The sequence below is a fragment of the Hydrogenimonas sp. genome (genome assembly GCF_029932565.1).
Lineage (GTDB): Bacteria > Campylobacterota > Campylobacteria > Campylobacterales > Hydrogenimonadaceae > Hydrogenimonas.
On the sequence record NZ_JAOZPV010000038.1, the window covers coordinates 1 to 16,323 of the forward strand.

A 16,323-nucleotide genomic window follows, 5' to 3' on the forward strand; every position below is an offset into this window, starting at 1 on the left:
CGCCTATGGGGATTTTTGAGATGGGTTCTATATCAAGCAAAAGTGATACCATGTTCGGATTTTACAGAGTAGCTGCAGCAGTGCCCAAAGTACGTGTTGCCAAAGTGGATTTCAATGTCGAGCATATCATCGATCTGTGGAAAATCGCGGCAGACCAGAATGCTGCCGTAGTCCTCTTCCCGGAGCTTTCGGTATCGGGTTACAGCTGTGGAGACCTGTTCTATCAGCAGGCGCTGCACCGGGCCGTGGCAGAGGGGCTGCAAAAACTCCTGACGGTTTCTCAGTCGTGCAGGACGGCCGCAATTGTCGGTGCACCGGTCTGGCACCGGGGGCGGCTTTACAACTGTGCGCTTGTGCTGCAGGAGGGTGAGATATTGGGTGTGGTGCCCAAAATATTCGTTCCGGAGCATAAAGAGTATTATGAAAAACGCTGGTTCGTCAGTGGGGCCGGAATGGAAAATGAAACGGTCGTTTTGCTGAACAAAGAGGTGCCGTTCGGCACGGATCTGCTTTTTTCATATGGCGATGAGATGAGCTTCGGCGTGGAAGTGTGTGAGGATCTCTGGACAGTCGTTCCGCCGAGCTCCTATCAGGCACTGGCCGGGGCGACGATACTGTTCAACCTTTCGGCGAGTGACGAGATCGTCGGAAAGAGCGAATACCGTGCGTCACTGGTAGGTACCCAGAGTGCACGCTGTATGGCCGGATATGTCTATGCCTCCTGCGGAATGGGCGAATCGACGACCGATGTTGTATTCGGCGGCGACGCGATGATTGCGGAAAACGGGATGATGCTGGAGCGGGGCGAACGTTTTCTGGATGAGTCCCAGGTGATTTTTGCCGATATCGACGTGGAACGGCTTCGGAATATGCGTATCAGCGAAGGGAGTTTCGCCGATGGTGAAATCAGACCCTACCGCCGTATCGCGTTGTACGATCTTCCACGGACAACACAGCTCAACCGTTATATCGACGCGCATCCTTTCGTTCCGTCGAAAAGGAGCGAACGCTCGAAACGGTGTCGTGAAATTTTCGCGATTCAGGCAGCCGCACTGCAAAAACGTCTCGAACATATCGGGTCGAAGGTCTGTGTCCTGGGAATTTCCGGTGGTCTCGACTCGACGCTGGCGCTTCTGGCAACCTATAGAACCTTCGAGATCATGCGCAAAGATCCGAAAGATATCGTCTGCGTCACGATGCCCGGTTTCGGTACGACGGAACGCACACTCGAGAATGCCGAAAAACTCTGCGCCGGGCTCGGTGTGACGCTGAAGCACATCGACATCGGCGAGGCGTGTATGGAACATTTCAAACAGATCGGGCACGATCCGGATGAACACGATGTCGTCTACGAGAACGTGCAGGCGAGAGAGCGGACGCAGATTCTGATGGATCTGGCCAACGAACTGGGCGGCATCGTCGTCGGAACCGGCGATCTCAGCGAGTCGGCGCTGGGATGGAGCACGTACAACGGAGACCATATGTCGATGTACGCGATCAATGTGGGGATTCCGAAGACACTGATACGCTACCTGGTCGAGTGGACGGCGGAGGTCTATCCCGATATCTCCGAAGTGCTGTACGACATCCTTGCCACACCGGTCAGTCCTGAACTGCTGCCGCCGAAAGATGAAGAGATCTCGCAAAAAACCGAGGAGGTCGTCGGACCCTATGAACTGCACGATTTTTTCCTCTACCATATGATCAAAAGCGGTGCACGCCCGAAAAAGATCCTCTTCATGGCGCATACCGCTTTCAAGGGCAAATATGATGAAGAGACGATCAAGGGATGGCTCAAACTCTTTTTGCGCCGATTCTTTTCCCAGCAGTTCAAGCGGAGCTGTCTGCCCGATGGACCGAAAGTCGGTACGATTGCGCTTTCGCCGCGGGGTGACTGGCGCATGCCGAGCGATGCGGAGGTCGATGCGTGGCTGAAGGATCTGGAGGATATCGGATGAAAAAACAATGGATGATACTGGTACTGCTTGTCTCTTTTCTGCAGGCCGAGAACGGCATGACCGGTTATAAAAGCCGGTATAACGTCGATGAAACGACCAGGCGGCTGGTATCGATTCTGCGCGAGAACGGCGTAACGCTCTTCAAGGTCGTCGACCATGCCGAGAATGCGAAAAGTATCGGAAAGCGGCTCCGGCCGATGAAACTCGTCATATTCGGTAATCCGAAAATGGGGACCCCTTTTATGCAGTGTTCGCCGACAATGGGGCTCGATCTTCCGCAGAAGATGCTGATCTACGAAAACAATGCAAGCGAGACGATGGTCACCTACAATCTGCCCAACTATCTTTTCTGGCGCCACAATGTCGACGCCAACTGTTCATCCCGCCTTCAGAAAAAGATGAACGCCGTCTTGCAGAAATTCGCGAAATACGCGGCGGGTATCAAGAAGTAGATGCTGGTGCACATCTGCTGCAGTGTGGACAGCCACTACTTTCTGCAGCGTCTTCGGGAAGAGTTCCCCAACGAAAAACTGGTCGGTTTTTTCTACGATCCGAACATTCACCCCTACAGCGAATACAGGCTGCGTCTTCTGGACGTGCAGCGAAGCTGCGCCATGCTGGGGGTGGAGCTGATAGAGGGACCATACGATATCGAAGGATGGATGAGTGCTGTCCGCGGATACGAACATCTGCCCGAAAAGGGTGCGCGGTGCAGTATCTGTTTCGACCGCCGCTTCACTGTCAGTGCCGAAAAGGCGCGTGAAATCGGCGAAAAGAAGATGACGTCGACCCTGCTGACGAGTCCGAAAAAGTCGATTGGCCAGCTGCGGGAGGCGGGCGAGAAGATCGCATCGGAACAGGGGGTCGAGTTCGTGACGGTCGATTACCGGATCGGAGGCGGCACCCAGAGGCAGCAGGAGGAGGCGAAGAGAGCACGCCTCTATCGGCAGGACTACTGTGGCTGCATCTACGGATTGACGATGCAGAGAGAGGAGCAGGAGAGGTTGGCCGACGAGCTCTTCTCTCCTGTCGACGGCCGGGTGCTGCCGGGTTCCATCGAAGAGAGGCTGCAGCTTTACGAAGAGAGGCTCGAACTCGAAGAGAGAGGGCGAGACTATCGCATTGTCAGGCAGAAGTTTCTGAACTATCGGCTCAAACTGGGCTGGGTAAAACGGAAAAAAGAGACACTTCCCAGTTACATACTGCCCTATTCGGTTATGAAGCGCCGATATACGAATGGCAAGGTGATCACGGTTGCCGATGGGCTTTATTGGTTCAACCGGGAAGAGATCCGGTTGATGACGCTGGAGCGTTACAACGAACTTGCCGGCACCCGTTTTGGGCGGACCGACGAGCTCGTTTTCAATCCTCCGCCGTTCGATACCGATTTGGCGGTACGGGAAGAGGCGGGGCTCGGTCTGTGGGATCTTTCTCCGATGATTGTCCTTGATGAAGTTCCCGAAGGGAAGCTGGAAATCTTTATCGAAGCGGAAACTTACCGCGATGTCAGAGAAATATTAGTCCCGTTATGATAAAATAAGAGAATTTTTAATCCAAGGACTCTTTTTATGATGGATGTCGTACAGATACAGGAAATTTTGCCACACCGTTATCCCTTTTTATTGGTCGACCGTGTCGTCTCATGTGACAAAGGCGAAGCGATCGAAGCCTACAAGAACGTCTCGATCAGCGAGCCGGTCTTCGAGGGGCATTTCCCGGGACACCCGATCTATCCGGGTGTCATGATTATCGAAGGTATGGCGCAGGCGGGCGGTATCCTGGCATTCGAAAGCATGAGCGGTGACGAGCAGGAGGATACGCATAACAAGGTCGTCTATTTCATGAGTATCGACAAATGCAAATTCCGCAGTCCCGTCCGACCGGGCGATCAGCTCGTCTACAAATTGAATGTTCTCAAGCACAAAGGGGCGATCTGGGTGCTCGACGGCAAAGCCTACGTCGATGACAAACTGGTGGCGGAAGCCGAACTCAAAGCGATGATCGTGGATAAGTGATGACAGAGATTTCACCCATGGCCGTCATCGAGGATGGCGCCCAAATCGGCGAAGATGTCGTCATAGAGCCGTTTGCCTATGTCTCGGCGAAAGCGAAGATCGGCGACCGGACAAGGATCGGACAGTGTGCCCGTATCGACGGAGACACCACGATCGGAGAGGATTGCAGAATCTTCAGCCACGCTGTTGTCGGTTCGATTCCGCAGGATCTGAAATTTCACGGTGAAGATGTTCAGCTTGTGATTGGCGACCGTAACACAATCCGCGAATTTACATTGATCAATCCCGGAACCGAAGGGGGCGGGAGTATTACGAGAATCGGCAACGACAACCTCTTTATGGGGTATGTTCATGTGGCGCATGACTGCATCATCGGCGACTACTGCATTTTCGCCAATGCGGCGACGTTGGCTGGCCATGTCGAAATCGGCAACGGAGTCGTCGTAGGAGGGTTGACGCCCATTCACCAGTTCGTCAAGATCGGCGATCTGGCGATGATCGCGGGGGCCTCCGCTCTGAGCCAGGATGTGCCGCCCTTCTGTCTTGCGGAAGGTAACCGTGCCATACTCAGAGGACTCAATCTGACGGGTATGCGTCGCAATCTGCCGCGTGAGGCGATCGATCCGATACGGACGGCCTACAAGGAGCTCTTTGAACGCGGGAAACCGCTGAAAGAGACGGCGGAAGCTCTGTTGAAAACGACGGAAAGCGAAGAGGTGAAAAAAATGTGCCGCTTTGTTTTGGAAACGAAACGCGGCATTCCATTTGAGAGGAAAATCAATGACCAATAGAAGTTGCAGTTTCTGCGGCGCACACGAAAGTGTCGAAAACCCGTTGCTGGCCGGAAACAATGTCTATATCTGTAAAAACTGTGTCGTTTCGGCCTATAAAATTCTTTTCGGAGAGGTCGAAGAAGAGGGCGAGATCGTCGACAAAGAGTTGTTGACCCCCAAAGAGCTGAAAACGGCACTCGACCAGTATGTGATTGGACAGGAGCGTGCGAAGCGTATTCTTTCCGTCGCCGTCTACAACCATTACAAACGCATATTCAAGCAGAAGTTTCTTGAAGATGACGAGACCGAAATTTCCAAATCGAACGTGCTGCTTATCGGTCCCACCGGAAGCGGAAAAACATTGATGGCACAGTCGATCGCGAAGTTTCTCGACGTGCCGATCGCCATTGCCGATGCGACGAGCCTCACCGAGGCGGGATATGTGGGCGAAGATGTCGAAAACATTCTGACACGCCTGCTTCAGGCGGCCGATGGCGATGTCAAAAAAGCGGAACAGGGTATCGTTTTTATCGATGAAGTCGACAAGATTTCGCGGATGAGCGAAAACCGCTCCATCACACGTGATGTTTCCGGAGAAGGCGTGCAGCAGGCACTTTTGAAAATAATCGAAGGGAGTATCGTCAATATCCCGCCGAAAGGAGGGCGCAAGCATCCGAACCAGGACTTCATCCAGATCGATACATCCAATATTCTTTTCGTCTGTGGTGGTGCGTTCGACGGTCTTGCAGATATCATCAAACGTCGTCTGGGTGGAAATGTGCTTGGATTCAACCAGGAGAAGCGGTCCAAACAGGATGATGAAGCGGTATTGAGCTATGTCGAAGCGGACGATCTGGTCGCCTATGGTCTCATACCGGAATTGATCGGCCGTCTGCATGTTCTCGCGACTCTCAATGAAATTACGAAAGAGGATATGGTACGCATTCTCACCGAACCGAAAAACGCGTTGGTGAAGCAGTACAAAAAACTCTTTGCGATCGACGATGTCGAATTGACGTTCGAACCGGCCGCTCTCGAAGCGATCGCCGAACTTGCGATTCAGCGGAAAACGGGAGCACGCGGTCTGCGTTCGATTATCGAAGAGGTGATGGTCGACATCATGTACGACCTGCCGGAGTTTGAAGGATATGAGATCGTGATTACGGAAGATGTTGTAAAAAACGGAGCCGAACCGCTCCGTATCAAAAAAAGCAAAAAGAGCGCATAAATGTTTCTTGACAAATTGATTGGTGTTTTTTCGAACGATATGGCGATTGACCTTGGGACCGCCAATACGCTGGTCCTGGTCAAAGGAGAGGGGATCATTATCAACGAACCCTCTGTCGTCGCGATCCAAAGCGACAAAATGGGACATGAGAAGGTATTGGCCGTCGGTCACGAGGCAAAAGAGATGGTCGGGAAAACTCCCGGCAACATCCGTGCAGTCCGGCCTATGAAGGACGGTGTCATCGCCGATTTCGATATTACCGAAAAGATGATACGCTACTTTATCGAGAAGGCCCATCACCGTAAAACGTTTATACGTCCGCGTATCATCGTCTGTGTGCCTTTCGGATTGACGCAGGTCGAGCGAAAAGCGGTCCGTGAATCGGCATTGAGCGCGGGTGCCCGCGAAGTCTTTCTGATCGAAGAGCCGATGGCTGCCGCGATCGGTGCCGGGCTGCCGGTCAAAGAGCCGCACGGCAACCTTGTCGTCGACATCGGCGGCGGTACGACCGAAATCGGAGTCGTTTCGCTGGGTGGTCTCGTCATCTCCAAGTCGATCCGCACGGCGGGTGACAAGATCGACCAGGCGATCGCCGACTATGTCAAACGCAAGTACAATCTTCTGATCGGTGACCGGGTCGCGGAAGAGATCAAGATCGAAGTGGGCAGTGCACTGCCGCTCACGGAAGAGCGCAACATGATGATCAACGGCCGCGACCAGGTGAGCGGTCTGCTCAATTCGATCGAATTGACGAGTGAAGATGCGAGAGAAGCGATGAAGGAACCGCTGCGTGAAATCGGTGAAGCACTGAAAGACATTCTCGAGCAGACACCTCCCGATCTTGCCGGCGATATCGTCGAAAACGGCATCGTCCTGACGGGAGGAGGCGCATTGATACGCATGCTGGACAAATATTTCTCCGAAATCGTCAAGCTGCCGGTTTATGTGGCGGAAGAACCGCTGCTGGCTGTAGCGAAAGGAACCGGACGGGCACTGGAAGAGATCAACCTTCTCCAGCAGCTGTCATATGATTAAAACCTACGGCAAAATCCCACTTTTTCTGCTGCTTCTGATTGTAGGGGGACTCGTCCTCTACAGTCCGACGATCCGCACATTCTTTACTGCATTTACGACCACCATTCAGGATCTTTATCTCGATACCAAGCAGAGCATTCAGGATGGTATCGAACGCCATGTGAAACAGGCGGAAACTATCGAAACATTGCGCAAGCGGGAAAAGAGTCTCGAAAAGAGACTGATCCGATACCAAAGCGATGTCCAAAACTATTATGCGATGAAATCCTCACTCGGCCTGAAACCCGATGGAAATATCACGATCGTGCCCGTGCGCGCGAAAGGGTACGCACTGCTGGGCAATTTCCAGCAGATATGGCTCGAAGATTTCCCGGATTACAATCCGCTGAAGAATTATGGAGTCATTCGCGCGGGGTATGCCGTGGGTATCGTCGTGGAACAGCGAAGGCGCCCTCTGATGATTCTCGCGGGTGACAAGGAGTGCAACTTCGCTGTCTACATCGGCAAGAAACGTGCACCCGGCATCGCAATGGGAAAAGATGTTAGGCACATGGTGGTCAAATACATTCCCGAATGGATGAAACTCCATATCGGTGATGAAGTTTTCACCAGTGGTCTGGACCATATTTTTCCGTTGGGCATCCCTGTCGGACGTGTTCAGTCCATCGAAAAGATGCAGGGTTTCAAAAATGCGGAGATAACACTCTATGGTGATACGCTTCATCCCAACTTTGTATGGGTTGTCGGCTATTGAACTCCGGTGTCAGATGCCGATTGACCCACTTTTAAGAGCACTTTTTGTAAAATAGAAAAATTTTAATGAGGAGACCCTCCTAATGCCCAAGCGAGATGACATTCAGACGATATTGCTGATCGGATCGGGTCCGATCGTCATTGGCCAGGCCTGTGAGTTCGACTACTCCGGGACGCAGGCGGCCAAGACTCTCAAAGAGCTCGGCTATCGCGTCGTGCTGATCAACTCCAATCCCGCAACGATTATGACCGATCCCGAGTTTGCAGACCGTACCTATATCGAACCGATCTCCGAAGAGGTGATCGCCCGAATCATCGAGAAAGAGCATGTCGATGCGATCCTCCCGACAATGGGTGGCCAGACGGCACTCAACGTCGCGATGAGTATGTTCGAAAAAGGGATGCTCGAAGGGATCGAGTTTCTGGGTGCCAATCCCGAAGCGATCAAGAAAGGCGAAGACCGTCAGGCGTTCAAAGAGGCGATGATCAAGATCGGTATGGACCTGCCCAAAAGCCAGTATGCCTACTCGATGGAAGAGGCGATGAATGCGGCAGAGCATATCGGGTTTCCTCTGATCATCCGTGCATCCTATACGCTCGCCGGCGGCGGGAGCGGCGTGGCCTACAACATCGACGAATTCAAATCGCTGGCGGCTTCCGGACTCGAAGCGAGCCCCATCAGTGAAATTCTGATCGAAGAGTCTCTGCTTGGGTGGAAAGAGTACGAGATGGAGGTTATCCGGGATCATGCCGACAACTGCATCATCGTCTGTTCCATCGAGAACCTCGATCCGATGGGAGTGCATACGGGTGACTCGATTACGGTGGCACCGGCATTGACGCTGACCGACAAAGAGTATCAGCGCATGCGTGACGCCAGTTTCAAGATTTTGCGTGAAATCGGTGTCGATACGGGCGGATCGAATGTCCAGTTTTCCGTCAATCCCGAAACGGGCCGTATGATCGTCATCGAAATGAATCCGCGCGTCAGCCGATCTTCGGCACTCGCCTCCAAGGCGACCGGCTATCCGATCGCCAAAGTGGCGACCCTTCTGGCTGTCGGCTTTACGCTCGACGAGATCAAAAACGACATTACCGGCACTCCCGCGAGTTTCGAACCGGTCATCGACTATATCGTGACGAAAATTCCGCGCTTCACATTCGAGAAATTCCCTGCTGCCGACTCGACCCTGACGACATCGATGAAGAGCGTCGGCGAAGTGATGGCGATAGGCAGGACCTTCAAAGAGTCTGTGCAAAAAGCGCTCTGTTCTCTCGAAACGGGCCTGGTCGGATTCGATCCGATCGAATGCGACGACGATACACTGCGGCGTGAAATCCGTCGACCGAACGAAAAGAGGCTCCTCTATGTGGCTCAGGCATTTCGGGAAGGGTATCGTGTCGATGAACTGTTCGACCTGAGCAAGATCGATCCCTGGTTTCTGCGTCAGATCCGGGAGATCGTCGAGTGCGAGAACGAGATCGATGTCGAGATTCTGCACAACGCGTCGCTGCTCAGACAGGTCAAAGCCGATGGATTCAGCGATGCGATGATCGCGAAACTGATCAATACCAAAGAGAATATGGATCTGAGCGAAAACGATGTCTACAGCGCACGCAAAAAGTATGGCATCGAATTGGAATATCACGAAGTCGATACCTGTGCGGCGGAGTTCAAAGCGCTGACCCCCTATCTCTACTCCTCTACCAATATTATGACGCTGCCGGAATACGGAAAACAGAATGCGGAACAGAATGATGGAAATGGCAAAGTTCTCATCATCGGCGGCGGCCCGAACCGCATCGGACAGGGTATCGAATTCGACTACTGCTGTGTCCATGCGGCATTTGCACTCGAAGATATGGCGATGACTTCCATCATGTACAACTGCAATCCGGAGACGGTTTCGACCGATTACGATACGAGTGACATTCTCTACTTCGATCCGATCGATTTCGAACATGTGCGCAATGTCATCGAAACGGAGAATCCCGACGGCATCATCGTCCATTTCGGCGGGCAGACACCGCTGAAACTGGCCAAAAAGATCACCTCCATCGGCGGGAAAATCATCGGAACGAGTGCGAAAGTGATCGACGAGGCGGAAGACCGTGAAAAATTTTCGGCGTTCATCGAGGAACTTGGTCTCAAGCAGCCGGAAAACGGTACGGCCTTTACGAAAGAGGAGGCCTTCGCCATCGCGTCCCGCATCGGGTATCCGGTACTTGTGCGCCCGAGTTACGTGCTTGGCGGCCGCGCGATGCGTACCGTCTACAACGAAGAGGAGCTGCGGGAGTATATGGACGAAGCGGTGAGCGTCAGCAACGAGTCTCCGGTTTTGGTCGACAAGTTCCTCGACCATGCCATCGAGCTCGATGTCGATGCGATATCGGATGGCAGGGAGGTCTATATCGGTTCGATCATGCAGCATATCGAAGAGGCGGGAATCCATTCGGGCGACAGTGCCTGCTCGCTTCCGACCGTATCGATCAGCGACAAACTGGTCAAAGATGTGGAAAACCAGACCAAAGCGATCGCACTGGGCCTCGGGGTCAAGGGGCTTCTCAACATCCAGTATGCCATTTTCCGAGACGAGGTCTATCTGATCGAGGTCAACCCCCGTGCGAGCCGAACCGTGCCGTTTGTCTCCAAAGCGACGGGCGTGCCGCTCGCGAAAGTGGCGACACGGGTCATGGTGAAAGGAGACCTGCGCGAAGCACTCGCATTCTACGACACATTCAAGGTTGTGACCGATGACGGCAATGTGCTGAAACCGAAGCTCAAAGACCATGTGGCGGTCAAAGAGGCGGTTTTCCCCTTCAGCAAACTGACGGGTTCCGACCTGATTCTCGGTCCGGAAATGAAGTCGACAGGCGAGGTGATGGGTATCAGCCGGACATTCGGTGTTTCGTTCGCAAAAAGCCAGTTCGCATCCAAAAACAGAATCGTGACGTCGGGTACTCTTTTCATGTCGCTGACCGACCACGACAAGAGCGAGGCCGGCGAAATCGGCAGAATGTTCACGGATCTCGGATTCAAAATCGTCGCGACATCCGGCACACACAAAGTCCTCTCCGAAGCGGGTGTGGCATCGTCGATCGTATTGAAAATTTCGGAAGGGCGTCCCAATGTGGAGGACCTTCTGAAAAACGGTGAAATCGATATGGTGCTCAATACCTCCGACAACAAAGCGAGCAAAGACGATGCGAAACGTATCCGTCAGGCGGTGCTGCGTTTCAATGTGCCTTACTTCACGACACTGGCGGCAGCCCGTGCGACAGCGGCGGCAGTTCGTGAGATCAAGGAGAGGGATGCGCTCGATCCCAAAGCGCTCCAGGACTATTTGAGAGAGTAATGCGGCGCGATTTCGTCTATCTGGTCCAGACCGATACGACGGTGGGATTTCTCTCCTGTTCCGCCGAGCGGCTGGCCGAGATCAAGCAGCGGCCACAACGGAAACCTTTTCTCAAAGCGTTGAGCCGTTTCTCCGATATCCGTGAGGTCGGACGGGTTCCTCCTTCTCATCGAAACCTGGTCCGACGCAGCAAACGAACCTCCTTCATCCTTCCCAATGGCCTTTCATTCCGCGTCGTCGATGGCGCGCACAGGGAATTCGTCGCCAAGTTCGGATGGTGCTATACCACATCCGCCAACCGGCATGGTGAACCTTTCGATGAAGAGTATGCCAAAGATGTTTGCGATGTTGTGGTAGAATCTAAAGAAGGGTTTTCCAACAGAGCACCATCGCGTATATGGCGTCTTTACAGAAGCGGAAAGGTAAAGATACGATGAGAGACCGGATTTTGACGATCATTTTTTTCGGAACACTGTTCTGGTTGGCTTTCGTATTCCTCTTCTATGCCGGCCTTTTCGTCAATTATATCGAGGCACACTCGATTCCGATTTTCTACAACGAATTTTTTGCCGACTCGCAATTCTGGTGGCTGTGGCCGCTTGGAATTTTTCTGTACGGTGCAGTATTTCTTGTCGAGAAGAAGACAAAAGAGAAGATCGTCTTCTATCTCATCTCCTTTCTCATTGCGTTTATCCCCTGGATTCCATCGTTCGGCGATCAGATCGGAAGAGCGCTTTTCTCACAGGAACATATCGATTATCAATTCAAAAGCGTGGTGGTAAAAGATGCTACACTTCTTTACACCGGAAGAGGGTATGACTATGTCCTTGTGCATGGCAAGACAATGACACTCCGCTATCCGACCCGAAACCGAATCGAATAACGCTTTTCTACTTTACGCCTGCTCCTGTTCGCGCATCGTTCTGTATTCCCGTTCCATATTGGCGATCATCTCCCGGTCGGGAACTTTCCGGCCCGCGATGTAGCCGACGATATTTCCCTCTTCATCGAATTTCGGTTTGATCCATACGATGACCCAGTAGTATCTTCCATCCTTGCGCATGTTTTTGACATACCCTTCCCACATCTCGCCACGTTTGATCGTTTCCCACATCTTGGCAAATGCGACTTTTGGCATATCGGGATGTCGGTTGATATTGTGGGGCGAGCCGATGAGCTCCTCTTTCGTATAGCCGGTCATTTCGCGAAATTTCCGGTTGGCATAAGTAATGATGCCGGCCGTATCGGTCTCCGTAATCATCACGCCCCCCTTGAAGAGAACCTCCTGATCGACAGGTTCGGGTTTCGTGATCGTTTGGCCGGTCTGGATATTTTTGATTATTTTACCCATGGATACACCTTAGTCACCAGAGATTATAGTAATCATAGCATTCAATGGGTAAAATAACCATAATATTACGCTTGAGGATAGGCAGTGGGCAGATCAGAGCAGATCAAAGAGTTGATGCAGCGGAAGGTTCTCGTTATCGATGGAGCGATGGGAACCCAGATCCAGTCGATGGAGATCCCCGAAGAGGCATGGGAGGGGAACGAGGGGTGCAACGAGCTTCTCAATGCCACCGCGCCCGGTCTGATCCGCCGCATTCATGAGCGTTATGCAATGGCAGGAGCCGACCTGATCAAAACCAATACCTTCGGCTCGATGGAGTGGGTGCTGGACGAGTACCAGATCGGCGCTCGCGCCTACGAGCTGAGCAAAAAGGGATGCGAGATCGTCAAGTCGGTCTGCGACGAGTATTCCACACCGGAAAAGCCGCGCTTCTGCCTGGGGTCGATCGGTCCGGGAACGAAGCTGCCTTCGCTCAAACATATCACCTACGACGAGATGTATGCCGGTTACCGCGTGATGGCCGAAGGGATGATCGACGGCGGGGTCGATATCTTTCTGCTCGAAACATGCCAGGATCCTTTGCAGATCAAGGCGGCACTCCACGCCTGCCAGGATGCGGCACGCGAAAAGGGTGCCGACATTCCGGTTATGGTGTCGGTGACGATCGAATTGAGCGGTTCCATGCTGATCGGTACCGATGCCGGCACGATCGCGACGATCATGGAACCGTTCGACATTCTCTCCCTCGGTTTCAACTGCGGAACCGGCCCCGAACAGGTCGAGAAGCATGTCAAAACGCTTTCCGGGCTCTGGCACAGGCCGATCTCGGTCCATGCCAACGCCGGTCTGCCGCAGAACCGTGGCGGCTACACCTACTACCCGATGGGGCCCGATGAATTTGCAGCGCTTCAGAAGGGGTTCACGCAGTTCGACGGCGTCACTTTTCTGGGAGGCTGCTGCGGCACGACACCCCAGCACATCAAGGCCCTGAGCGACGCGGTGGCGGGGATGAAACCGAAACCGGCGAGTGGAAGCCATCCTGTCTCTCTGGCGTCGCTTTTCAACAGCGTGCCGCTGATGCAGGAGCCGGCGCCGCTGCTGATCGGCGAACGCTCCAACGCCACCGGGTCCAAAGCTTTCCGCGAGCTTCTGCTGGCGGAAGATTACGAAGGAACGCTGACGGTGGGGCAGCAGCAGGTGCGGGCCGGTGCCCATGTATTGGACGTTTCTGTCGGTTTCGCCGGGCGGGACGAGACGAAAGATATGTACGAAGTGATGAGCCTCTATGCCCAGAAGATCCCTTTGCCGCTGATGCCCGACTCGACGCAGGTGAAAGGGTTGGAGACGGCGCTCAAATGCATCGGGGGCAAGCCGATCCTCAACTCCGTCAACCTCGAAGACGGGATCGAAAAGTTCGATGCGGTCTGCCGACTCGCGAAACGTTACGGCACATCACTGGTCTGCCTGACGATCGACGAGCAGGGAATGGCCAAGACGGTCGAACGAAAGCTCGAAGTGGCCGAGCGTATCTACGAGCTAGCGACACAAAAGCATGGGATCAAGGCCGAAGATCTGGTCTTCGACGTACTCACTTTCACCGTGGGCTCGGGCGACGAGGAGTACCGCGACGCCGCGGTTCAGACGATCGAGGCGATCCGCGAGCTTCGCAGGCGCCACCCCGAAGTCGGCACGACGCTCGGTCTTTCCAACATCTCTTTCGGCCTCGACAAGGATGCCCGGCCCTATCTCAATTCCGTCTTTCTCCATCACTGTCTCGAAGCGGGGCTTACCAGCGTCATCATCAATGTCAAACACATCATTCCGATGGCCAAGATCAGTGAAGAGGATCGGAAAGTTTGTGAGGATCTTCTTTTCGACAACCGGGAAGAGGGGGATCCGCTCTTTCGTTTCATCGAACATTTCAGCAAAAAGGAGGCGATCGACCAGGGAGCGGAAGACGAGGCTTGGCTCAAGATGAGCGACGAGGAGAAGATCCACAAGCTTCTGCTCGATGGCGACAAGGACCGGATGATACCGCTCGTCGAAGAGGTGCGCCATCGCATTCCGCCGGAAACGATCGTCAACGAGATTCTCATCGAAGCGATGAAGGTGGTCGGGGAGCTTTTCGGAAGCGGCCAGATGCAGCTTCCTTTCGTGCTGCAGAGCGCCGAGACGATGAAGGCGGCCGTCGACTACCTCAATCCCTACCTTCCGAAAAAAGAGAAGGCGAGCGATACGACGCTGGTACTGGGTACCGTCAAGGGGGATGTGCACGACGTGGGGAAAAATCTGGTCGACATCATCCTGGCCAACAACGGCTTCAAGGTCGTCAACCTGGGTATCAAGGTGGAGATGGAGCGGTTCATCGAAGCGGCCAGGGAATACAACGCCGACGCCATCGGTTTTTCGGGCCTGTTGGTCAAGTCCACGCAGGTGATGAAAGAGAACCTCGAAATCATGAAGGAGAAGGGGCTCGACATTCCGGTGCTGATGGGCGGTGCGGCGCTGACCAAGGGGTTCGTGGACGACTACTGCCGCCCCATTTACGACGGGCCCATCTTCTACTGCCGCGACGCTTTCGACGGTGTCATCGCGATGGGGCGCATCGAAGAGGGGAATTTCGACACGCGGCTCGGCAGCGATGTGGAAGAGGAAGAGAGGGTTGTGGTGAAAAAGCGGGAAGAGGCGGCCATTCCCCCTTTCGAGGAGATTCCGATGCCTTCCCGGGATGTCAGGGTACCGGTGCCGCCCTTCTGGGGCCGACGCGTCATGACGAAGGCCGACTTCGACCCGGCCATCGCCTTCGAGTGGCTCAACCACCGGATGCTCTTCAAACAGCGCTGGGGATACCGAAGCAAGGGGATGACCAAGGAAGCCTACGAAAAACAGCTCGAAGAGGTGGTCCGGCCCGCCTACGAACGGCTCAAGGCGCAGTTTCTGGATGAGGGGCTCTTCGAGCCCACGATCATCTACGGCTACTACCCGTGCCGCGGTGACGACACGACACTGCTGATTTTCGACGAGAGCGAAGGGTGGCACCGTGACGAAGACGCCGACCGTGAACCGCTGGAGTATGTCATGGGACGCGCCGAACAGCAGATGACCTTCCCCCGGCAGCACAAAAAACCGTGGCGATGCCTGGCCGACTATTTCCACCGCGACCGCCACGATGTCGTGGCATTCACGACGGTCAGCGCCGGAAGCAGGATCAGCGAGTACGAACGCAAGCTCTACGACGAAGGGAAATTCCACGAATACTACCTGGTCCACGGGCTCGGTGTCGAACTGGCCGAAGCGCTCGCCGAAGTGGCGCACAAGCAGATCCGCCTCGACCTCGGCATCGCCCAAAACGAGGGCCACACCCTGCGGGATGTGGAGATGCGCAGATACCAGGGCGCCCGCTACTCCCCCGGCTACCCCGCCTGCCCGGACCTGGAGCTCAACGGCCCCATTTTCAAACTGCTCAAGCCCGAAGATTTCGGCATCGAGCTGAGCGAAACCTGGCAGATCCATCCCGAACAGTCGACAGCGGCGATTGTCGTATACCATCCGGAAGCGATGTATTACAGTATTTAGGAATAGACACAATTCCTTCTTTTATATTTGTATAAAAACTGCTAAACAATTTTCAACTCCTTTATTGTCACATTTCCGGAGGCTAAAATACGGCCCTTCGGGTTGCGACGAAACATGTATTATTCTCTCCCATGTATTCAACTAATCATTTTTCCCCCAGAATTTTTTTTGAAAATGACATGTATGTTTTTCACAGGTTTTGGGATAATCAAAGAAACCGGCAAAAACAGCCTCGAAAACAGATAAAAAGCTAAGGAGCATGATTGAAACCACTAATA

Annotated in this window: 13 protein-coding genes; 12 read left to right on the forward strand and 1 reads right to left on the reverse strand. The window is 53.8% G+C overall.

The window, feature by feature from the left end:
* Positions 1-50 precede the first annotated feature (50 nt).
* The 11 genes from Q1K24_RS05915 to Q1K24_RS05965 all read left to right on the forward strand — a co-directional run bounded on the left by Q1K24_RS05915 (position 51) and on the right by Q1K24_RS05965 (position 12,001).
* Complete coding sequence (locus tag Q1K24_RS05915; RefSeq protein ID WP_300367414.1) at positions 51-1,958, forward strand: NAD(+) synthase; 1,908 nt, start codon at positions 51-53, stop codon at positions 1,956-1,958.
* Positions 1,955-2,410: a DUF302 domain-containing protein gene (locus Q1K24_RS05920; RefSeq protein WP_300367417.1), complete on the forward strand. Its 456-nt coding sequence runs from the start codon at positions 1,955-1,957 to the stop codon at positions 2,408-2,410. The genes Q1K24_RS05915 and Q1K24_RS05920 overlap by 4 nt, the downstream gene beginning before the upstream one ends.
* Complete coding sequence (locus Q1K24_RS05925; RefSeq protein ID WP_300367420.1) at positions 2,411-3,490, forward strand: epoxyqueuosine reductase QueH; 1,080 nt, start codon at positions 2,411-2,413, stop codon at positions 3,488-3,490.
* A gap of 36 nt (positions 3,491-3,526) precedes the next feature.
* A complete protein-coding gene (fabZ, locus tag Q1K24_RS05930; protein WP_300367423.1) occupies positions 3,527-3,973 on the forward strand; it encodes a 3-hydroxyacyl-ACP dehydratase FabZ in 447 nt (148 codons plus the stop codon).
* Positions 3,973-4,764, forward strand: a complete 792-nt coding sequence (gene lpxA / locus Q1K24_RS05935; RefSeq protein WP_300367426.1) for an acyl-ACP--UDP-N-acetylglucosamine O-acyltransferase — start codon at positions 3,973-3,975, stop codon at positions 4,762-4,764. Before fabZ ends, lpxA begins: the two co-directional genes overlap by 1 nt.
* On the forward strand, positions 4,754-5,974 hold the full coding sequence (gene clpX, locus Q1K24_RS05940) for an ATP-dependent Clp protease ATP-binding subunit ClpX (RefSeq protein WP_300367428.1): 1,221 nt from the start codon (positions 4,754-4,756) through the stop codon (positions 5,972-5,974). The genes lpxA and clpX overlap by 11 nt, the downstream gene beginning before the upstream one ends.
* On the forward strand, positions 5,975-7,009 hold the full coding sequence (locus tag Q1K24_RS05945) for a rod shape-determining protein (protein ID WP_300367430.1): 1,035 nt from the start codon (positions 5,975-5,977) through the stop codon (positions 7,007-7,009).
* Positions 7,002-7,763 (forward strand): rod shape-determining protein MreC, encoded by a 762-nt coding sequence (gene mreC / locus Q1K24_RS05950; RefSeq protein ID WP_300367432.1) that lies wholly within the window; start codon positions 7,002-7,004, stop codon positions 7,761-7,763. Before Q1K24_RS05945 ends, mreC begins: the two co-directional genes overlap by 8 nt.
* Before the next feature lie 82 nt (positions 7,764-7,845).
* Positions 7,846-11,118, forward strand: coding sequence for a carbamoyl-phosphate synthase large subunit (gene carB, locus Q1K24_RS05955; RefSeq protein WP_300367434.1), 3,273 nt, complete (start codon positions 7,846-7,848; stop codon positions 11,116-11,118).
* Positions 11,118-11,555, forward strand: a complete 438-nt coding sequence (locus tag Q1K24_RS05960; RefSeq protein WP_300367436.1) for a Sua5 YciO YrdC YwlC family protein — start codon at positions 11,118-11,120, stop codon at positions 11,553-11,555. The genes carB and Q1K24_RS05960 overlap by 1 nt, the downstream gene beginning before the upstream one ends.
* Complete coding sequence (locus tag Q1K24_RS05965) at positions 11,552-12,001, forward strand: hypothetical protein (protein ID WP_300367438.1); 450 nt, start codon at positions 11,552-11,554, stop codon at positions 11,999-12,001. The genes Q1K24_RS05960 and Q1K24_RS05965 overlap by 4 nt, the downstream gene beginning before the upstream one ends.
* A gap of 12 nt (positions 12,002-12,013) precedes the next feature.
* Here the strand turns inward: Q1K24_RS05965 and Q1K24_RS05970 are convergent, their stop codons facing one another.
* Positions 12,014-12,469 (reverse strand): PAS domain-containing protein, encoded by a 456-nt coding sequence (locus Q1K24_RS05970; RefSeq protein ID WP_300367440.1) that lies wholly within the window; start codon positions 12,467-12,469, stop codon positions 12,014-12,016.
* An 84-nt stretch (positions 12,470-12,553) separates the two neighbouring features.
* Here Q1K24_RS05970 and metH point away from each other — a divergent pair, with 84 nt between their 5' ends.
* Complete coding sequence (gene metH / locus Q1K24_RS05975) at positions 12,554-16,045, forward strand: methionine synthase (RefSeq protein WP_300367442.1); 3,492 nt, start codon at positions 12,554-12,556, stop codon at positions 16,043-16,045.
* Positions 16,046-16,323 lie beyond the last annotated feature (278 nt).